Raw genomic sequence first — 19,422 nt, forward strand, 5'->3', positions numbered from 1 at the left:
CCGGCACCTCAGCCAGCAGCACCACCGGCCATGGCCCGTCCGGCTGCGCCACCTGCCATGTCCCGTCCGGCTGCGCCGCCTGCCATGGCACGTCCCGCCGCGCCGGCATTCCATCCCCCGGCCAGCCCGCAGCGGCCGGCTATGGCGCCACATCCTGCGCCGCGCATCGCCTCACCGCCACCGCGCCCGACCCCACATTCCGCTGCACCGCCACCGCGGGCAGCTCCGCACGTGTCGGCGCCGCGACCTGAACTCCATCGGACGCCGGCAGCACCGCAACGTCCGGCCATGGCGCCCCGGCCGACGCCGCACATCGCCGCCCCCTCCCGGCCCAGCGGACCGCCGGCCGCGAGCGAGCGGATGTCGCGGCGAGATCAGATCGAACCGCGCGCGCAACAGCGCCAGCAGCAAGTCCAGCAGCGCGAGCAGATGGTGCAGCAGCGGCAGCGCGAGATGCTGTCGCGCCAGACGACGGAGCGCCAGACCCGCATCGATCGCCTGCAGCAGCGCGTGCAGCAACTCCAGTCGCAGAAACCGGAAGGCGCGCGGGCGTTGCGCGAGCAGCAACGGACGCTCCAGACGCAGAATCGCTTGCTTCAGCGTGAACAGCGCGCTCAACAAAGTGACCTGGCGCGTCAGCAGCAGCTTGGACTGCAAGCTCCCGCCGGGCGGGCGCCAGCTGTTGCGGCCGCTGCCCAGGCCGCCCAGCGCGGGCGGTTTGCCGAGCGCTTCCGCGAGCAGGCCCCTGCGCAAGCCCAGGCGGCCCTCACCACCCGCCAGAGCGGCTGGGCTCCCCGGCAGGCCTGGCGACATCGCCATCCCGCGGTGTTCGTGGCCTGGCTTGGGCCCGTGTTCTGGCCTTACGCTTATTCTGACATTTTCAACTACACGTTCTGGTCCTATGCCTACGAGCCCGGCTATTGGGCCTACGCCTACGACGATTTCGTCGATACCGTGTTCTGGGGTGGTGATAGCCCCTACTCCGCCTATGCCAGCACCAACCCGTATGACTATCCGCAAGCCCGCGGCGACCGCGCGCGTCCACGCGCCAGCGTGAGCCGACAAACGCTCCAGCAATTGTGCGGCGCACCGGACAAGGGCGTGACCGCCTGGCCGCTTGCCGATATCGCGCGCGCGGTGCAGCCGACGCCGGAGCAACGCGCACTGCTCGACGAGTTGAAGATCGCAGCCGCCAACGCTGCCGGCGTGTTCAAGGACTCCTGCGCTGAGACCTATGCATTGACACCCCCTGGCCGCTTGCGCGCGATGATGAACCGCATCAGCGCGACGCTGGAAGCCGTCAAGATCGTGCGACCGGCACTGGAGAATTTCTACAACTCGCTCAGTGACGAACAGCAGGCCCGCTTCAGTGCGCTCGGCCCCAATGTCGGCGAGCGATCATCGCAGCCGCAGGAAGCCAGTGCCGAGGGCTGCGGCGATCCGAAGTTCAGCCTAACGCAGTTGCCGATCCAGAGGGTCGAGGCTGTGCTCCACCCCGCAGGCAAACAGAAGGAGGCGCTCGACCGTCTGAGCGAAGCGACGGCCAAGGGCGTTGCGGGCCTGCAGGCGGCCTGTCCGAACGACGTGCCGCTGACGCCCGTCGGACGGCTGGAGGCGATGCAGCACCGGCTCGAGGCCATGCTGACGGCCGCCAAGCTGGTCGAACCCGCCCTGGACGAGTTCTATGCCACGCTGAGCAGCGAGCAGAAGGCGCGCTTCAACACGCTGCAACAGGTCGCAAGCCCCTAAGAGACAGCATCGCGTTCTCGCTGTGCAGTGGCCGAACGACGCGGGTGACGTTACCTCCTGCCCCAGAGCAAGACGAGAACATGCATGCTCGAGTCGGAGCTCCCTGCGAGAAGTGTGGCGCTGATGCAAACGACAGTCTCATTCCTCCTTCCGCGGCGGACCTCGTCTCCCGCCGAGCATCATTTGTGTTCGTGATCGCTTGAGACTGCTCCATCTCCTTCGAGTTAATGGCATTGGAATGTGGGAAGTAAGAAAATCGCATTCGTATTGCCACAGCTTCGCAGATTGAATTGGCGATTGATAAGCCGGGGTTTGAGGTCAATGTTGATGCGCCATCGTGGGCGACGACGAGAAGGAATCAGACCTCAGCAAGTTCCTGCATCAGCGCCTTGGCGGAACGAAGGTCTGCTGTTTCAAAACCTTCCGTAAACCAGCCATAAACGGAACCAAGGAGGCCCCGCGCGTCGGCCACCCGGCCCTGGTCGCGCCAGAGCCGAGCCAGACTCATGGCCGCACGCAATTCGAAGGATTTCGCGCTTTGGCGTTGAGCAATTATGAGCGCAGCTTGCAAACAATTCTCGGCCTCCTCAGCTGAAGCACCGCCAATACGACGCAGTTCGCCGTCGATGCATGCAAGCTCCGCCTCCCAAATATGTTCTTCGTTGCGCGCAGCAATGGCCTTCGCTTCCGCGAGGGTGGCCAGCCCGTTTTCGTCGTCGCCCAACTGGCGGTACATTGCCGCGAGCATCCACAAGTAACGGACCTGGTACCAACTGGCTCCGAGCCTGGCTCGCTCGTTCAGACTGAGGCGCATGAGCGGCAGGCCGCCCTGCACGTTACCTTCTTTTGCCATCGCCCAACCCCGCAGGATGAGGCCGCTCAAGCGCCAATAGTTCAAGCTGTGCTGATCGGCGAGATCGATGATTGCATCGGCGTGCGCATGCACAGCCGCCGTGTCGCCCATCAGCTCCGCAGGCCCCGCTCCGCCATAGACCTGCACGTGCGCGGTAAGGTTCGTCTGATTCAGCTCCGCAGCGTATTCAAACGCCGCGCGGCTGGTCCTCTGGGCCTGTTCGGGGTAGCCAAGCATCCAAAGCACAATTGCCAAATAGGGTAATGCGGACGCCTTCGGGTCATGTACATAGTGAACTGGCGGCGGCCGATGCGTGTCCGGCTGATAACGACTCAAGATCATTTCGAACTCCGAGCGAGCCGTAAGAAAGTCGCCGGCATGCATGGCGGTGAGCGCCGCCATACGATGTGCAGCTAGATCAAGCGCCGTGTCGCCGGTCCGCTCGGCGGCGCGTTGCGCCTCGGCAACAAGGATCTGCATGGCACCAAAGTCGCCGCGCACGAAGTGGAAAATAAACTTCCCGCTAAGAGTAGCGAACAAGGCACCCGTGTCATCGAGTTCATAACAGAGCGCGTGAGCCCTGCTGAAGGCAGTGCCCAATTGCGGAGCCGTGTATCCGTGAATAGCGATCAGCGGACCTCCGATCGCCGTTTGCAGCGCGAGTTCCTGGCGATCGCGCTCGGGTCCTTGTGGACTGGACTTCAGTGCCTCCAGTCCCCTTGTGAGATGAGTGATCGCTTCGAGATTGGCGGAACGTTCCGCTGCAATCCGGCCGGCCCGCAGCCAATAGCCGACTGCCTTTCCCGCCAACCCACCCTGCGTAAAGTGCGAAGCAATCGTTTCCGGCTCCGCCTCCGCACGGGCAGGATAGTGTTCTTCCAGAGCTGCAGCGATGCGGGCATGGATCTGCTGCCGTTTGCCCTTTAAGAGGCTCTCATGCGCGATATCTTGGACCAGCGCGTGTTTGAAGCTGTAGCCAATATCCGGAGGTGCTCCACGCCGGAATATGAGCTCGGCTGTTAATAGCTCATTGAGAGCACGCTGCAGCGCATGCTCGTCGAGCGCTGTAACTGATCGCAGAAGGTCGTGCCCAAATTCGCGCCCAATGCAAGCTGCGATCTGGGCGACCTCCTTGACCGGCGCCAACCGATCGAGGCGCGCCATCAACGAATCCTGCAGTGTCGTCGGGATCGCCAGCGGCGGCAACGGACCTATCAACTCATAGTGGCTGCCGTGGTCTTTGAGCAGTCCGGACTCAATGACGGCCTTGGTGAGCTCCTCGACAAATAGCGGCACGCCATCGGTTTTGGCCAAGATCTGCTCAAGCACCTCTTGTGGAAGCATTTTGCCGCCCGTGACCCGATCGACCACAGCCGCCCCTTGCCTCCGGCCGAGTCGGCTCAAAGAAAGCGCCGTCACGTGTCCATGGCCTGTCCAGCGCGAAAGGAACTCCGGCCGGAAGGTAATAATCATCAGAATCGGAAGACCCTGCACTTCGTCAACAGCCCGGTCGAGGAATTCGAGCATGGTAGGATCTGCCCAGTGGACATCCTCGTATATGGCAAGAAGCGGCTGCCTTGCCGACAGGCCTTGGATCTGCTCCAGCAGGGCTTGGAACGTTCGCTCTTTCTTCTGGTGTGGACTGAGCGCGAGTGGCGGGTATCTCCCACCTGCTGGAACTGCCAAGAGGTCGGCAAGAACCGGTGCGCTCTCATGCACGTCGCTTGTCGCAAGAGCGAGCATGGCTTCGAGCTTATCTAGCTGTTCTTCGGGAGCATCTTCCCGTCTTATTCCCGCCGCCCGTTCAAGAAGGCCAATAACCGGGTACAACGCAGTGTTGGCATGGAATGGCGAACAGAAATGGCTCAGCGGCGTATGCGGCGCACCTGCGAGGTGATCGCGCAGGGCCCGCACGAGTCGTGACTTGCCAATCCCTGCTTCGCCGCCGAGCAGCACGATCTGTCCCTCTCGCTCCTTTGCGCGCTCCCACCGGTCCAAGAGCAACGCAAGTTCTTGGTCTCGTCCAATCAGCGCGGTCGTGGCCATACCGTGCTGGGCGTCGAAACGGCTCTCGGCTTCGCCCTCCCCAGTGACGAGCCAGGCCTGTACCGGTCCGGGAAAGCCCTTGAGAGGCACCGTGCCGAGGTCGCGGTACATGAAAGCCTCGCCGAGTAGGCGGCGCGTTGACTCGGCAATCACGACGTCGCCGGGCTCGGCCAGCCCCTGCAGGCGTGCGGCCAGGTTCGGCGTCTCACCGATCACAGCGCGCTCGCGAGCCTCTCCCTCGCCGACCAGTTCACCGACCACGACCAGACCAGTTGCAATGCCGACGCGAGCGGCAAGCGCTAAGCCGCCCGGGCCCGTCAGGGACGCGACCGCCTTCGTCACCCGAAGTCCAGCCCGGATGGCACGCTCCGCCTCATCTTCATGCGCCCGCGGCCAACCGAAATACGCGAGAACGCCGTCACCCAGGAATTTGGCTATGTGGCCTTCGAACCGAGCGATCTCACCCGCCACGGTGTTGTGGTAGGCCTGCATGAACTCACGCACCTCCTCGGGGTCGCGTCCCGAGGCGAGGGCGGTCGAACCGACCAAGTCGACGAACATGACTGTTAGCTGCCGACGGTCCGCCTCTGACGGTAGTAACGGCCTTACCTGTCCAGCTGGTTCACCAGCACCAATGAGGGCGGCAGCAATCGATGATGAGCGCGCTTGAATCGCTTTCAGCACCGTCTTCCGCGGGCCGAGCGGCAAGCCAAGCTCTCGCAGATCGGCTTCAGTCAGCTCTTGCAGGACATCAGGCGTGACTTCGGCGTCCTGGAAAGCCTGAGTGTAGCGCTCCAGCCCAAGACCGCGAAGCCATTCCGCTATATCCACGCGAAGTCTCCTCGCGCGGCGCCCAGCGATTGGACGGCGAGCTCAGTTGAAGGTATGTAACCTCAGCTTCAGTGAGCCGTCCGCTTGACGCTCGAACACATGGGCAGCAAGGCCGCCGACGCTTTGACGGCTCCCATCCGATCCCCTGCCGTCGGCCGTCCATTTTGCCGTACTGAAGACGACCTTCTCGTCTCCACCCGCGTCCATGATCGTTAGTTTGTGATCGGTGAAGCCGCCTGAAAACAGTCCAGCGAAGAAATTTTCGATTTCTTCCGGACCCGATATGACCTGATGCGTTGGTGGTAGTACTTTAGCGTTCGAAACATAGGCTGCGGCAACCGCTTTAGAGTCGGCTTTGTTGAACGCCGAATCCCAGGCGACATAAGCCGCAGTAATTTCGTCTCTGAGGTCGAAGCTCGTGGAAGGCGCCAAGTTCGTCATGATTCCCTCCCTCATTTTGACCTTCGTGATTGCCCCATCCTATCACTCCTGGGCGGTGCGCGACATCGGAAACGTGCGGGAACCAGGCGGCTATTCAACACCGGGGGTCTAACGAGGACAGATCCGTCCCCGCACCAGCAAGTCCAACAATGTCCCTAAGCCCGCGAGGCCAGCGGACCTGTGACTACACCACCGTCTTGTGCCGCGCGATGCAGGTGCGCAGCACCTCGTCCATCGGCTTGCCCCACCAATCGTTGGAGAAGATCTCGATCTCGGAATAGCCGGCAAAGCCCTGCGCTTCGACCGCTTGACGCACCGATTTGATGTCGATGACGCCGTCGCCCATCATGCCGCGGTCGTTGAGAATGTCTTTCGTCGGCACCAACCAGTCACAGACATGGAACGCGAGCAGGCGATCCTGGCCGGCGCGCACGATCTGGCCCATCAGCTCCGGGTCCCACCAGATGTGATAGACGTCGAGCGCGACGCCGAGCATGCCGGTGCGATCAGGGTCGAGCCGGTCACAGATATCGAGCGCCTGCTTGGTCGTGTTCACGCAGGCCCGGTCCGCCGCATAGGCCGGATGCAACGGCTCGATCGCCAGCGGCAGCTTCGCCTGCCTGGCGTAGTCGAGCATGTCGGCCAGCGCTTCCTCGACCTGCCCACGCGCCGCCACGAGATCCTTCGAGGCCTCGCTGCCCGGCCGCGAATATTGCGGCAGGCCGCCGACGACCAGCACGATGCACGGCGCGCCCAGCGCCTTGGCTTCGTCGACGCAGCGCCTGTTGTCGTCGCGCACCTCGCCCCGGCGCGATGCGTCCGAGGTGAACATGCCGCCGCGGCAATAACCCGACAGATCGAGGCCAGCCTCGCGCACCGCGCGCGCGGCGCGATCGAGGCCGACGGCAGCGACCTGGTCACGCCAGGGATCGATGGCACGGATGCCGTGCTTCGCACAGGCATCGATGATCGCGGCGAGGTCACCCTGCTTGCGGACCGTCGCCGTGTTCAGCGACAGCCAGCGGTGATCGGACGAGAAGTCGCGCATCAGGATTCGATACCGTGAGTGGCGAGCACGGTTTTCATCCGCCGCGTCGCGAGTTCGGGATTGGCGAGCAGGCCGGCCTTGTCGGCGAGACGAAACAGCTCGGCCAGATGCAGCGTGGAGCGCGTGCTCTCCTGTCCCCCGACCATGGTGAAATGATCCTGATGGCCGTTGAGATAGGCCATGAACACGACGCCCGTCTTGTAGAAGCGCGTCGGCGCCTTGAAGATGTGGCGCGACAACGGCACCGTCGGGCCGAGCACCTCGTGGAAGCCGGCCTCGTCACCGGCCGCCAGCCGCGACAGCGCATAGGACGCCGCCGGCGCGATCGCATCGAAGATGCCCAGCAGCGCATGCGAAAACCCCTGCTCGTCGCCGGCGATCAGCTCCGCGTAATTGAAGTCGTCGCCGGTATACATCCTGATGCGCTTGTCGAGGCGCCGGCGCATATCGATCTCGCGCTGCTTGTCGAGCAGCGAAACCTTGACGCCGTCGACCTTGGCTGCGTTGCCGTTGATAATGGCGACCGAAATGTCCATCGCCTTGTCGAGGTCTTTGGTGCCCCAATAGCCCGTCAACGCCGGATCGAACATGTCGCCGAGCCAGTGGATGATCACGGGCTCGCGGACCTGCGACAGCACGCGGTCATAAACTTTTGCGTAATCGTCGGCATTGCGGCCGAGTTTCGCCAGCGCGCGCGACGCCATCAGGATGATGCGGCCGCCGACCTTCTCGACCGCCGAGATCTGCTCCTCATAGGCGCGAATGACGTCGTCAAGGCTCTTGGCGTCCTCGACCGCGAGATGGTCGGTGCCAGCACCCGAGAACACCAGCGCATTGCGACGCTTGGCGGCACCGACCGAGCGCGTGATCAGCTCCAGCGAGGTCGGCCAGTCCAGTCCCATGCCGCGCTGCGCGGTGTCCATGGCTTCGGCAACACCGAGGCCGAGGTCCCAGACGTGCTCGCGGAAGGCGATGGTCTTGTCCCAGTCGACAGCAACCGAGAGCCAGGGATCGTTGTCCGCGAAGGGATCGGCCACCGTGTGCACAGCGGAGAAGGCGATGCGATTCAGCGGTCCCTCGAGCTTCTCCGGGAACGTGCGCGAGGCCGCCAGCCGGTAGGTCTCGATCGATCGATCGGCCTTCGGCAGCTTGAGCGACAATGACGACATGGGTTGGACGGGCTTGTTCATGATTTCAAACCTCTCCCCGTCATTGCGAGCGAAGCGAAACAATCCAGAATGCCTCCGCGGCAACAGTCTGGATTGCTTCGTCGCTTCGCTCCTCGCAATGACGGATTGGCAGACATCGGGGCCATTTCCAGCAGAGCTCACGCCTTGATCGGGGCGACATCGATCCAGCGCCGCTCCTTCCAGCTCTTCAGCGCGCATTCGGCGAGCTGCACGCCCTTGGCGCCTTCGAGCAACGTGAACTTGTAGGGCGCATCCTCGTAGACATGGCGGATGAACATCTCCCACTGCTCCTTAAAGCCGTTGTCATAGCTGACGTTGTCGGGCAGCTTCTGCCAGTCGCCGTAGAAATCGTGCAGCCGCTTCTCGTCCGGATTCCACACCGGCCTCGGGGTCGCCTGCCGCGCCTGGATCATGCAGTCGGTGAGGCCCGCGACCGCCGAGCCGTGGGTGCCGTCGACCTGGAACGTGACGAGGTCGTCGCGATAGACGCGCGTCACCCAGGACATGTTGATGTGCGCGATGACGCCGCCTTCGAGCTGGAAGGTCGCGTAGGCGGAATCGTCGGCCGTCGCCTTGTATTTCTTGCCCTGCTCGTCAAAGCGCTCGGGGATATCGGTGTTGCCGATGCAGACCACGCTCTGGACGTTGCCGAAGAGGTTGTCGAGCACGTAGCGCCAGTGGCAGACCATGTCGAGGATGATGCCACCGCCGTCCTCGCTGCGATAGTTCCAGGACGGCCGCTGCGCCTCCTGCCAGCCGCCCTCGAACACCCAATAGCCGAACTCGCCGCGCACCGACAGGATGCGGCCGAAGAAGCCGGAATCGCGCAGGAAGGCGATCTTCTTCAAGCCGGGCAGGAACAGCTTGTCCTGCACCGTGCCGTGCTTGACGCCCTTGGCGTTGGCGAGCTTGACGACCTCGACGGCTTCCTCGAGATTCGTCGCGATCGGCTTCTCGCAATAGACGTGCTTGCCGGCATTGACGGCCTGGGTCAGAAGTCCCGGCCGCGCCTGCGTGGTCGCGGCATCGAAGAACATGGTGTCATTCTTGTCCGCGAGCGCGGCATCGAGATCGGTGGTCCAGCGCGTGATGTTGAAGCGCTTGGCGAGCGCCTCGACCTTCTCGGCGCTGCGGCCGACCAGGATCGGATCGGGCATCACGCGATCGCCGTTCTTCAGGCGGACGCCGCCCTGGTCGCGGATCGCGACGATCGAGCGGATCAGGTGCTGGTTGAGCCCCATGCGGCCGGTAACGCCGTTCATGATGAGGCCGAGGCGTTGGGTGGACATGCCAGATACTCCTGAAGTGATTTTGGCTGTTGGAGCGGGCGAAGCGCCGACCAGTCCGGATGGACCGAGGTCGCAAAGCCCGCAGCATGAAGCGATCCCGTCAGGAGATCGCCGTCGTGAATGCAAAGGCGGATGCCTTGTCCGGCATCGGAATAGAGATCGGGATGCGCGGCCGCGAAGGCTTGTGCTTCCGCGGCCGGCGTCTCGCCAAAGCCGTCGACATAGTGGTGGCCGTTGCGCTCGGCATGGGTGACGCCGATGAAGGCGCCGAGTGCGAGGTCCTGCTGCACGGCAAGCCCTGCCTGGCAGGTGAGGTCCTCGCCGGTGATGAAGAACGCTTCGCCTTCCGCGCTCCATCTTGCGGCGCGCGTGGCATTGATGATGGATTTGTAGAGGCCCTTGCAGGACTTCGATGAGATGCCGCGATAGCCGAGGGCCCGGGCCGCCGGAAAAGCATCGTAGGAATCGTCGGCTTCGTCGATGATAAAATCACGGGCGCGGAGCGAGCCGAGCGGCGATTGCCGCGTGATGTCGCGCGGCATCGGCTGCTCGACATAGAGCAGGCGCGAAGCGATCGGGCGCAATGCGGGATCGTGATCGAGCTGGTCCATCAGCGCCTGTAGCACGGCGAGGTCGGCATATTGCTCGTTGGCGTCGAGCGTTACCCTGGTGTCGCGACCGAGCGTATCGAGCTCCTTGCCGATCCGCACCAGGCGCGCGGCATCGGCTACGGGATCGCCCGACAGCTTGAGCTTGAAGTAGCGTGCACCAGCGTTCCCGCGCGGATCGGCAACGCCGCCCTCGCCCTCAACGACATCATCAAGGCCGACCGTATGCCTGATGGCAACGCGCTGCAGCGGCATCCGGCCGGAGAGAAACGTCCTGATGTCCCTCTCGCTCAGGTCAGGAGAAAGCCGGGCATCGATGCCGGCGATGTTCGCAGCCATGCCGTCGAAGAAGCTGGCCTCGACGCCGCGCAGCAGAGCATCGAGGATCGCCTTGTCGATCTCCGCCGGGCCATAGGCGGCGGCGAGCGACGGAATGTTCTTCTTCGCGCAGGTTGCCACCTGGGCCCCGATGCAGGAGGCATGCAGATCGAACGCGGTCTGGTAGCCGGTGCGCGCCAGATAGAGCCCACGCGCGATCTCCAGCGACCGTCGCAGCCCATCGACCGTCTGCTCCGGCGACAGCTCCGGCCGCTTGTCGAACCATTTCGGCACCAGCAGCTCGGCGCTGGCACCGACCGCAACACCCCTGCCCTCGACCTCGATCTCGGCCCGCACGAACAGCTGCGGCGTCGCGCTGATGGTCACCGCGCCGAAACGGAACGGCCGCGCGAACTGCACGGGACGTTCGAACAAGGCGATGTCTCGCAGCTTCAGGCGGGGGGACATGGTGCTAGTTGGTCCCACAAAGCTGGCCGCGGATGCGGTGCACCTCTCCCGCTTGCGGGAGAGGTCGGCACGAATTGCCGGGTGAGGGTTCTATCCTCTGGGGGAGTCTTTCCAGCGGAGACACCCTCTCCCTAACCCTCCCCCGCAGGCGGGGGAGGGAGCGCACCGTCGTCGCGGTTGCAGCCCAAACCAGTCGCATCGCCTAATCCAACGTACCTTGCGAGAAGAAGTGCTTGCGGATGCGCTGCACGAGCTCGGTAAACACAGGATCGGCCATCGCGTCGAGCGAGCGCGGGCGCGGCAGCGGCACGTCGTAGATCGCGGCCACCGCACCGGGGCGCTCGGTCATGACCAGAACGCGGTCGGCGAGGAACACCGCCTCGGGAATCGAATGCGTGATCAGCAGCACCGTCTTCCTGGTCTCGCGCTGGATCCGCATCAATTCGACATTCATGCGCTCGCGCGTCAACGCATCGAGCGCACCGAACGGCTCGTCCATCAGCATGATCTTGGGATCATGCACCAGCGCGCGGCAGATCGAAGCGCGCTGCTGCATGCCACCGGAGAGCTGCCAGGGCAGCTTCTTCTCGAAGCCTTCGAGCCCAACCAGTCTTAAGAGCGCTTTGGCGCGATCGAGATATTGCGGCCGCGGCAGCCGCTTCATGTCGATCGGCAGCATCACGTTGTTGAGGATGTTGCGCCATGGCAGCAGCAGCGCGTTCTGGAACACGATGCCGACATTGCCGTGCGGCGCCGTCACCTTCTCGCCCTCGACCAGGATCTCGCCCGATGTCGGCGCCAGCAATCCCGAGATCAGCTTGAGCAAGGTCGACTTGCCACAGCCGCTTGGGCCGACCACGACGAAGAACTCGCCGTCATTGATGTGGAAATCGAGCGGCCGCAGCGACGGCACGTCGCCGTCGCGGGTCCGATAGGTCTTCGACACGCCGGACAGCTTGATGCCTGATGCATCGCCCGCCCGGTCGCTCACCAGTCTCAGATGCGCGGCAGGCTGCGCGTCAGATGCCGCCATTGCTGCTAAGTTCATTCAATCAAGCCCACTGAGTGTGAACCGTCATTCCGGGGCGATGCGGAAGCATCGAACCCGGAATCTCGAGATTCCGGGTTCGCCCTTCGGGCGCCCCGGAATGACGGCGGTTTTTGCTTTCACGAGCCGCTCTTCGGCAGATAATCGTTGGTGTAGAAGGACTTCGGGTTGTCCTTGGCCTTGGCGTCGAGACCGCCATATTCGACCATCAGATTGACCGAGTCCGTCATGTTCTGGTCGGTGACCTGGAAGGGACGCTTGCCCTTGGTGTCCGCGGTCCGATAGAGCGGAATGGTCAGCTCGAAACCTTGCGTCAGCGTGTCGATCTTGCCGCCCTTGGGGTTGGCATCGAGGATCGATTGCGCCGCCGCCTTCGGCTCCTTCTCGGCGGCTTCGACCGCTTTCGTGGTCGCCGACATGAAGCGGCGGACGAGGTCGGCATTGGCCTTCAGGTAGTCGGTGTTGGCGATGACGCCGGAGGAGACCATGTTGATGCCGTAGTCGGCGAACTTGATCGGATAAACGTCCTTGCCGGTGGCGTCCTTGATCTTCATCGACTGGTCCATGACGTAGCCGAGCAGCAGATCAGCCTGGCCGTTGATGACGGCGTTGAGCTTGGTCTGGCCGTCGCCGGCCACCGTCTGGAAGTCGCTCTCCTTCAGGCCGGTCTTCTTCAGGAACAGCGGCCAGATCTGGGTCATGGAATCCGCCGGCGTGATCGCCACCGTCTTGCCCTTGATGTCTTCGGGCTTCCTGATGTTCTTGTCGGCGAAGCCCATCGCGGACATCGGCGAGGTCTGCAGCAGCACGCCGGTCGCAATCACCGGCGCGCCCTTGATCGCGGCGCGCATCATGGTGGGAACGTCGACATAGCCGAAATCGGCGGTCTTCGCCGCGACGGCCTGCGTGGTGGCGGCCGACCCGCGGCCTTCCTGGATCTCGAGCTCGATGCCCTCGGCCGCATAGATGCCCTTGGCCTTGCCGTAATAGAACGGCGCGTGCTCGCCATAGACGTACCAGTTCAACATCAGCACAACCTTGTCGGCCGCCTGCGCCGGCATGGCCGCAAGAACCATCAGCACCGCTGAGACAGCCCCGATCAACCGCTTCATCGCTTCTCTCCCTTGCCGTCTGTTACGTCGGCCGTTGGTGGCCGTTCGTTGTCCTAGTCAGGATGCAAAGATCACGTCCTCGCGCTGGCTGACATGCCAGGGAATGACCAGCTTCTCGACCCGGTCGACGATCCAGAACAGGACCACGCCGAGCAGCGCGAGGATGACGAGCGCCGCGAACATCGTCGGCAGGTCGAACGTGCCGATCGAGCGCTGCATGACGTAGCCGATGCCGGAATTGGAGCCGACGAACTCGCCGACGACAGCGCCGACCACGGCGAGCGTCACCGAAACCTTGAGGCCGGAGAAGATCGCCGGCAGCGCATGCGGCAGGTTCACCGCGCGGAATACCTGAAAACGGCTGCCCTGCATGGCACGGGCGAGATCGACCATGTCCGGGTCGACCGATTTGAAGCCCTGCACGGCCGAGACGACCACGGGAAAGAAGCCGAGCAGGAACGCGGAAATCACCTTCGGAATGATGCCGAAGCCAAACCAGACCACGAACAGCGGCGCGATCGCGATCTTCGGTACGGATTGGGAGAACACCAGCAGCGGATAGACATAGCTCTCCACCGTCTTCGAACCCGCGATCAGCATCGCGACGGGAATGCCGAACAGCGCCGACAGCAGGAAGCCGCAGACGGTCGCATAGGTCGTCGGCCAGGACTGCCGCAGCAGTTCCGGCCACTCGGTCCGCAGCACGGCAACGACATCGAGCGGCGACGGGATCTGGTAGGCGGGGATCCTGAACAGCCGGATGGCCAGATCCCAGGCGACAACGATGAAGACCAGGAACAAGAACGGCCGAACCCAGGCTGCATTCAGCACCTTGGAAACGGCGTTTTGCGGCTTCGGCTCGGCCAATTTTCACTCCCGGCAGTCTTCTTCGTTGTGGGGAGAAATTAACCCGTTGGATAAATACTGTCCAGAGCTTTCCCTGTGACGTTTTGCGCCGGGGGTGCGGGCTGTTGGGGGGACGGGACTATCGCCTCCATGTCCCGGACGCGCTGCGATGCGAAGCGTTGCTGCGCTGAGCCGGGACCCAGCGGCGGCGTACTCGATAGTGACATGGGCCCCGGCTCAGCAGCGCATCACTTGCGTGCTGCGCTGCGTCCGGGGCACGAGACCGCCCCACCTCAGTGTCATTCCCCGCGAAAGCGGGGAATCCAGTACGCCGCGGCTTCTCCGTAAACCGCCGGCGTCTCGGGAATACTGGATTGCCCGCCTTCGCGGGCAATGACAGCGAGGAGCTTGGCTAAGCCGTCTGCGGCACCGCAGCGCGCGACTTCGGCGCCTTCGCGATCTCGAACAAGGCCACGGACTGTCCCGTCAGCGCAGCCAGCACGAGGCCCACCATGTGCGCCAGTCGCTCGTCCTTGGCCTTCTTGTCCAGCAGATCGCGGCCGAAGATGACGCTGAGCGTCGCCGAATTGGAGAGGTAGAAGAAGCTGAGCGCCGCGATCGAGATATAGAGCTGCACCGGGTCGACCGCGACCTGGAAGTCGCCGGACTCGACGCCCCGCCGCACCACGGTGCGGATCATCTCGACGAAGGGCGAGTGCATCGACTTGACCTTGGTCGACTTCTTCAGGTGCTTGGCGCGCGCGAGGTTCTCGGTCTGGAGCAGCGACAGGAATTCGGGATTGCGAAGGAAGTAATTCCAGGTGAACTCGATCAGGCGTCTGATCGCCTCGGGCGGATCGAGATGTTCGAGATCGAGCCCCCGCTCCTCGCTGCGGATCTTGTCATAGGCGCCTTCGAGCACCGCGAGGTAGAGCTCGTCCTTGTTGCCGACGTGATAGTACAGCATGCGCTTGTTGGCGCCGGCCTTGGCCGCAATGCGGTCGACCCGCGCACCGGCGAGACCATGGGCGGAAAACTCCTGCTTGGCGGCTTCGAGAATGCGCAGCCGCATCCCTTCGGGATCGCGCTGCCATTTCAGAGTTCGCTTTGCCTTCGCCAAACCGGGTGCTCGCTGGGGTGCTGACAAGACGCGTGTAGCACGCGCGCGCGCGTTTGAGAACGCAAGGTTGCCGGTTGGCTCCGTCATTCCGGGGCGCGCCCTCTTGGGCGCGAGCCCAGAATCCATCGAGCCTCATAACGGGCGGATGAACGGATTCCGCGCTCGTCGCTTCGCGACGCCCCGGAATGACAACTCACTCCACCGGCTTCGGCGAGCGCTCCAAGAGCACCGTCTGCACGCCGCACGTCCCATTCCGCACCGTCATGATCCGCGTGCCCGGCTTGCGGCCCTTGCGCACTTCGCTGACGTCGAGGCCGGCAGCGATCAGGCGGGCGCGGGTGGCGTCGATGTCGGCGACGCGCCAGCTCAGGCCCCACAGACGGTCATGCGCGAGATCACTGCCGGCGACCGGCCGGCGGACCACCTCGACGATGAGGTCGCCGCAGCGGAAGAACATCAGCTGACCCCAATCCTGGTGCGAGCGGTCGAGCGCCAGATCGAGGCCGAGCCGCGCGCCGTAGAGCGCGGCGGCACGTTCGGAATCCTCGGTGGTGACCACGACGTGATCGAGCGCGTCGATCGGCGCGATGTCGGTGGCGACCGAGAGCGGGCGCTCGTCGGCCAGCTCGAGGAAGAACATGCGCACGCCGCGCGTGAGTTCCGTGGCGGCGCGTGTGCGCTTCCAGTGCAGGACGTTGCCTGTTTCCGTGTCGCTGCTTTCGACCTCGGCGACCGGATCGGGGTTCAGGGCCACCCGCTCCAGCCGCCGGTGCATCCGGCTCATGTCCGCGACACGAAAGCACAGGCTGGCGAGCACCCCCTCGTGGTCATCGAGCAGTGCCCGCATGCGATCCGCGGTCACGCTGAAGCCGCTCGGCGCCATCAACTCGATCGTCATGTTTGCGAGGGTGAACAGCACGCGATCGGCGCCCTCGCCCGAGTTCTGCCAGGCCGGCGCGCGGGCGAGCAGCGTCTGGTAGGCCGCCTTGGCCGCCCCGATGTCCCTCACCAGAACGACGACATGATCGAGGCCCGTGATCATTCTTCCCCCTTTTGATCGCCCCTTTCATGGCCCTGGAACCCATGGGCCGAAACACGGCGTTTGTCCGGACTTGGCATTTCCCGGTGATGGTCGTATTCCCTGACCATGCTGACCTCAAGCGCTTCGGGCGGCAGATTTGCGAATAATTTCAGCGTCCCGCCGGAGCGGAACCGGTGCTACAGTAAGCGCACCGGCCGGGACCACAAGCGCATGACGGACAGGCAATGCAGGCTCTCTTCATCGGACAGACCTATATCGACGTCGTCTTCATCACCGACCACATGCCGAGCGGCGACGAAAAGCACGTCGCCTCGGATTACGCCGTCTCCTTCGGCGGCAACGCCGTGACGGCGGCGTTCTGCTGCGCCAAGCTCGGCATCGTGCCGGATCTCATCGCGACCGTGGCCAATGACTGGCTGGGACGCATGTTCCAGGACATGTGCGCGAAATACGCGATCTCGCTGCACGGACGGAAGGTCAACCAGTCCTCGCTCTCCTTCATCATGCCCAAGGACGGCAAGCGCGCCATCGTCCGCTGCCGCGACGACGAGCACATCCATCCCTTTCCGATGCTCAATCTCGGCGGCTGCCGCGCGCTCCATGTCGACGGCCACCAGCCGGATGCGGCGATCCACTACGCAAAAGTCTGCCGCGAGGCCGGCATTCTGACCTCGCTCGACGGCGGCGGTCTGCGCACCAACACCCATGAGCTCCTGGAATTCATCGACGTCGCCATCGTCGCCGAGCGCCTGTGCGAGCAGATGGACCTGACGCCCGAGAAGATGCTCGACTACCTCAAGGGCCGCGGCTGCAAGATCGGCGGCGTCACCATGGGCGAGAAGGGCCTGTTCTGGTACGACGAGACCGGAACGGTGCAGGTGATGCCGGCGATGCCGATCCCGCGCGAGCGCGTGATCGACACCAACGGCGCCGGCGACGTCTTCCACGGCGCCTATGTCTATTCCTACCTCGCTCATCCCGGCAAAAGCTGGCGCGAGCATTTTGATTTCGCGAGGGCCGCCTCCACCTTCAAGATCCAGCGCCTCGGCAACGAGGCCGGCCTGCCGACGCTGGTCGACATCGCCAAGGTCAGGCACGAGTTCGAAGTCAGGGTCTAGACCCAGATGGGGCGCGTCTTCGTCGCGGGCAGCATCAACATGGATGTGGTGGCGACGGCCGATCGCCATCCGAAGGTCGGCGAGACCGTCGCGGGCCGGCAGGTGCTGTATTTTCCGGGCGGCAAGGGGGCGAACCAGGCGGTGGCGGCGTCACGCCTCGGCGCCGGGACGACGTTGATCGGACGGCTGGGGAAGGATTCGTTCGGGGCCGAGCTGAGGACATTTCTCGGCGACCAAGGCATCGATCTCGGCTATGTCGTGGAGACGGCCGAGGCGCACACCGGCACGGCCATCATCACGGTCGCCGAGGCCGACAACACCATCGTCGTCATTCCAGGGGCAAACGGGCTGGTCGGCGCGGATGACGTCGAGGTCGTGCCGCTTCTGGCGGGCGACGTCGCAGTGAGCCAATTCGAGATTCCGCTGCCCAGCATTGCCGCGTTCTTCCAGCGGGCGCGCGCAGCTGGCGCCGTCACCGTGCTCAACCCCGCACCGGCGCAGAAGATGTCCGGTGAGCTGCTCGCGCTGGTCGACATCCTCGTGCTGAACGAGACCGAGCTCGGCTTCCTCGCCGGCGTGGACCTGTCCGACAGCGACGAGGCCGCAAGGATTATCGGCGCCGCGCGACAGCTTCAGGTGCGCGAGGACCAGACCATCTGCGTCACGCTCGGCAAGCGCGGCGTGCTTGCGCTTGCCGGGCGTGAGGAGATCACCGTGCCGGGGCGCGCCGTGAAGGCGATCGACACCACCGGCGCCGGCGACTGCTTTGTCGGCGCGCTCGCCGCGCAAATTGCTGACGATGCGCCGTTGCGCACCGCGCTCGCCTTCGCCAACGCCGCCGCCTCGATCAGCGTGCAGCGGATGGGCGCGGGACCGTCGATGCCGACGGCCGCGGAGGTCAAGGCTGTTCTCGGTGCCTCTTGATTACGCCAGCGCGCTCTTCAGGTCGAAGCTTTCGTCCGCGGCCTGCTCCGGCGTGATCGAGCGGTCCATGGCCTGCAGGCGGCGGCCGAACATGTGGTCGCCGGCGCGGTTGATGGACTCGATGCCGAGCAGCCTGTCGCCCTTGTAGCAGAACGCCGAGAACGCCTTGTTCGCAGGGCTGCCGCGCAGCACGACGCGGTCGTAGCCGGTGGTCAGCCCTGCGATCTGGAGCTTGTCGTCGCCCTGGTCGCTCCAGAACCAGGGATGGCCGTCATAAGGCTTCTTGTCGCCGGTCAGCCGCGCCGCGAGGCAGCGGGCGTGGTCGGTCGCGTTCTGCACCGATTCCAGCCGCAGCGATCCGCCGAAACGCGGGCTGGCGAACAGCGCGCAATCGCCGATCGCGGAGATGTCGGGATCGGCCGTCGAAAGATATTCGTCGACGATGATGCCGGCGGCGACCGGCAGCCCCGCCTCCGCCGCGAGCTCAATGTTCGGCAGCACGCCGACGCCGACCACGACGAGGTCGGCGGGCAGATGCCGTCCGTCGCTCAAGGACACGCCGGTGACCTTGCCGTTCTCGGCTTCGATCGAGGTCGCCTGCACGCCGAGGTGGACGCGGATGCCGGCCTCGCGATGCCGCGCCTGGAAATATTCCGACACCTCCGCCGTCACCGCCCGCGCCATCACGCGCGGGGCGAGCTCGAGCACATCGACCTCGAGGCCCTTGATGCGCGCGGTGGCGGCGAATTCGAGGCCGATGAAGCCGGCGCCGATGATCACGGCGCGCGTCTTCGAGGGCATGATCTGGCGCAGCGCCTCGCTCTCGTCGAGGATGCGCAAATATTTCACGTCGGGCAGGTTGGCATTGGGCAGATCGAGCAGCCGGTTGCGCGCGCCCGTCGCCAGCACGAGATGGCCGTAGCCAAGCGTTTCGCCGGAGGCGAGATGCACTTTGCGCCCCGCGCGGTCGATCGACGCCGCACGGCCGGCGATCAGCTCGATTTTCTGGTCGTGGTAGAACTTTTCGGGGCGGAACATCAGGCTCTCGGGACCGGCCGAGCCCTTGATGTAGGCCTTGGACAGCGGCGGCCGCTGATAGGGCAGATGCGCCTCGTCGTTGATCAGGCAGACGCGGCCTGCAAAGCCGGCCTGGCGCAGCGATGCCGCGACCTGGTAGCCGCCATGGCCGGCACCGACGATGATCACCGGACCGTCGCTCATTGGACAGCCCATTTCCGGAAGACACGAGCGTGACCCATGCCATCTCCTCTCGCTGATTTTGGTTGCTGACCTTACGAGGAGCCGGCGCTCGTGTCCGTCCCTTGGAAAAGGCCTGTCCATTTGAGCCTATCGTTCCCTCCAGTGCAAGGG

At 64.3% G+C, this 19,422-nt stretch carries 15 protein-coding genes; 3 read left to right on the top strand and 12 right to left on the bottom strand.

What is annotated here, in order from left to right; all coding sequences use genetic code 11:
- The first annotated feature begins 360 nt into the window (after nucleotides 1-360).
- The gene (locus D6B98_RS08145; RefSeq protein WP_245481305.1) at nucleotides 361-1,749 is read left to right on the top strand and encodes a Spy/CpxP family protein refolding chaperone; all 1,389 of its coding nucleotides are present in this window, start codon (nucleotides 361-363) and stop codon (nucleotides 1,747-1,749) included.
- Nucleotides 1,750-2,107: 358 nt separating this feature from the next.
- On the opposite strand, the gene D6B98_RS08150 is transcribed toward D6B98_RS08145, so the two are convergent.
- From D6B98_RS08150 to D6B98_RS08200, 11 genes are all read right to left on the bottom strand, one after another.
- A complete protein-coding gene (locus tag D6B98_RS08150) occupies nucleotides 2,108-5,479 on the bottom strand; it encodes an adenylate/guanylate cyclase domain-containing protein (RefSeq protein WP_126256489.1) in 3,372 nt (1,123 codons plus the stop codon).
- 42 nt (nucleotides 5,480-5,521) lie between these two features.
- The gene (locus D6B98_RS08155; protein ID WP_245481290.1) at nucleotides 5,522-5,920 is read right to left on the bottom strand and encodes a YybH family protein; all 399 of its coding nucleotides are present in this window, start codon (nucleotides 5,918-5,920) and stop codon (nucleotides 5,522-5,524) included.
- A gap of 184 nt (nucleotides 5,921-6,104) precedes the next feature.
- Nucleotides 6,105-6,968 carry a sugar phosphate isomerase/epimerase family protein gene (locus D6B98_RS08160; protein ID WP_126256491.1) on the bottom strand — a complete coding sequence of 288 codons (864 nt, stop codon included), beginning with the start codon at nucleotides 6,966-6,968 and terminating at the stop codon, nucleotides 6,105-6,107.
- A complete protein-coding gene (locus D6B98_RS08165) occupies nucleotides 6,968-8,158 on the bottom strand; it encodes a dihydrodipicolinate synthase family protein (protein ID WP_126256492.1) in 1,191 nt (396 codons plus the stop codon). Before D6B98_RS08165 ends, D6B98_RS08160 begins: the two co-directional genes overlap by 1 nt.
- Before the next feature lie 137 nt (nucleotides 8,159-8,295).
- Nucleotides 8,296-9,447, bottom strand: a complete 1,152-nt coding sequence (locus D6B98_RS08170) for a Gfo/Idh/MocA family protein (protein WP_126256493.1) — start codon at nucleotides 9,445-9,447, stop codon at nucleotides 8,296-8,298.
- On the bottom strand, nucleotides 9,417-10,841 hold the full coding sequence (locus D6B98_RS08175) for an enolase-like domain-containing protein (protein ID WP_126256494.1): 1,425 nt from the start codon (nucleotides 10,839-10,841) through the stop codon (nucleotides 9,417-9,419). The genes D6B98_RS08170 and D6B98_RS08175 overlap by 31 nt, the downstream gene beginning before the upstream one ends.
- A gap of 202 nt (nucleotides 10,842-11,043) precedes the next feature.
- Nucleotides 11,044-11,889, bottom strand: coding sequence for an ABC transporter ATP-binding protein (locus tag D6B98_RS08180; RefSeq protein WP_126256495.1), 846 nt, complete (start codon nucleotides 11,887-11,889; stop codon nucleotides 11,044-11,046).
- 119 nt (nucleotides 11,890-12,008) lie between these two features.
- Complete coding sequence (locus D6B98_RS08185; protein ID WP_126256496.1) at nucleotides 12,009-13,001, bottom strand: ABC transporter substrate-binding protein; 993 nt, start codon at nucleotides 12,999-13,001, stop codon at nucleotides 12,009-12,011.
- Between the two features lie 57 nt (nucleotides 13,002-13,058).
- Nucleotides 13,059-13,868, bottom strand: coding sequence for an ABC transporter permease (locus D6B98_RS08190; RefSeq protein ID WP_126256497.1), 810 nt, complete (start codon nucleotides 13,866-13,868; stop codon nucleotides 13,059-13,061).
- Nucleotides 13,869-14,259: 391 nt separating this feature from the next.
- Entirely contained in the window at nucleotides 14,260-14,967 is a 708-nt protein-coding gene (locus D6B98_RS08195; RefSeq protein WP_205680463.1) for a TetR/AcrR family transcriptional regulator, read from the bottom strand.
- Nucleotides 14,968-15,160: 193 nt separating this feature from the next.
- Nucleotides 15,161-16,009: a VOC family protein gene (locus D6B98_RS08200; protein ID WP_126256499.1), complete on the bottom strand. Its 849-nt coding sequence runs from the start codon at nucleotides 16,007-16,009 to the stop codon at nucleotides 15,161-15,163.
- A gap of 224 nt (nucleotides 16,010-16,233) precedes the next feature.
- On the opposite strand from D6B98_RS08200, the gene D6B98_RS08205 reads away from it, so the two are divergent.
- Both D6B98_RS08205 and D6B98_RS08210 read left to right on the top strand, forming a co-directional pair.
- A complete protein-coding gene (locus tag D6B98_RS08205) occupies nucleotides 16,234-17,127 on the top strand; it encodes a sugar kinase (protein ID WP_126256500.1) in 894 nt (297 codons plus the stop codon).
- 6 nt (nucleotides 17,128-17,133) lie between these two features.
- The gene (locus D6B98_RS08210; RefSeq protein WP_126256501.1) at nucleotides 17,134-18,051 is read left to right on the top strand and encodes a ribokinase; all 918 of its coding nucleotides are present in this window, start codon (nucleotides 17,134-17,136) and stop codon (nucleotides 18,049-18,051) included.
- Here D6B98_RS08210 and D6B98_RS08215 read toward each other — a convergent pair whose 3' ends face one another.
- A complete protein-coding gene (locus D6B98_RS08215; protein WP_126256502.1) occupies nucleotides 18,052-19,272 on the bottom strand; it encodes an NAD(P)/FAD-dependent oxidoreductase in 1,221 nt (406 codons plus the stop codon).
- Between the last annotated feature and the right edge of the window lie 150 nt (nucleotides 19,273-19,422).

This window comes from Bradyrhizobium sp. LVM 105 (assembly GCF_003957705.1).
GTDB classification, from domain to species: Bacteria; Pseudomonadota; Alphaproteobacteria; order Rhizobiales; family Xanthobacteraceae; genus Bradyrhizobium; species Bradyrhizobium frederickii.

Excerpts from the sequence above, each read along its gene's own strand:
- D6B98_RS08170 (WP_126256493.1), bottom strand. The coding sequence starts at position 9,447 with ATGTCCACCCAACGCCTCGGCCTCATCATGAACGGCGTTACCGGCCGC.
- D6B98_RS08165 (WP_126256492.1), bottom strand. The coding sequence starts at position 8,158 with ATGAACAAGCCCGTCCAACCCATGTCGTCATTGTCGCTCAAGCTGCCG.
- D6B98_RS08145 (WP_245481305.1), top strand. The coding sequence starts at position 361 with ATGTCGCGGCGAGATCAGATCGAACCGCGCGCGCAACAGCGCCAGCAG.
- D6B98_RS08200 (WP_126256499.1), bottom strand. The coding sequence starts at position 16,009 with ATGATCACGGGCCTCGATCATGTCGTCGTTCTGGTGAGGGACATCGGG.
- D6B98_RS08185 (WP_126256496.1), bottom strand. The coding sequence starts at position 13,001 with ATGAAGCGGTTGATCGGGGCTGTCTCAGCGGTGCTGATGGTTCTTGCG.
- D6B98_RS08175 (WP_126256494.1), bottom strand. The coding sequence starts at position 10,841 with ATGTCCCCCCGCCTGAAGCTGCGAGACATCGCCTTGTTCGAACGTCCC.
- D6B98_RS08205 (WP_126256500.1), top strand. The coding sequence starts at position 16,234 with ATGCAGGCTCTCTTCATCGGACAGACCTATATCGACGTCGTCTTCATC.
- D6B98_RS08215 (WP_126256502.1), bottom strand. The coding sequence starts at position 19,272 with ATGAGCGACGGTCCGGTGATCATCGTCGGTGCCGGCCATGGCGGCTAC.
- D6B98_RS08210 (WP_126256501.1), top strand. The coding sequence starts at position 17,134 with ATGGGGCGCGTCTTCGTCGCGGGCAGCATCAACATGGATGTGGTGGCG.
- D6B98_RS08160 (WP_126256491.1), bottom strand. The coding sequence starts at position 6,968 with ATGCGCGACTTCTCGTCCGATCACCGCTGGCTGTCGCTGAACACGGCG.
- D6B98_RS08180 (WP_126256495.1), bottom strand. The coding sequence starts at position 11,889 with ATGAACTTAGCAGCAATGGCGGCATCTGACGCGCAGCCTGCCGCGCAT.
- D6B98_RS08155 (WP_245481290.1), bottom strand. The coding sequence starts at position 5,920 with ATGACGAACTTGGCGCCTTCCACGAGCTTCGACCTCAGAGACGAAATT.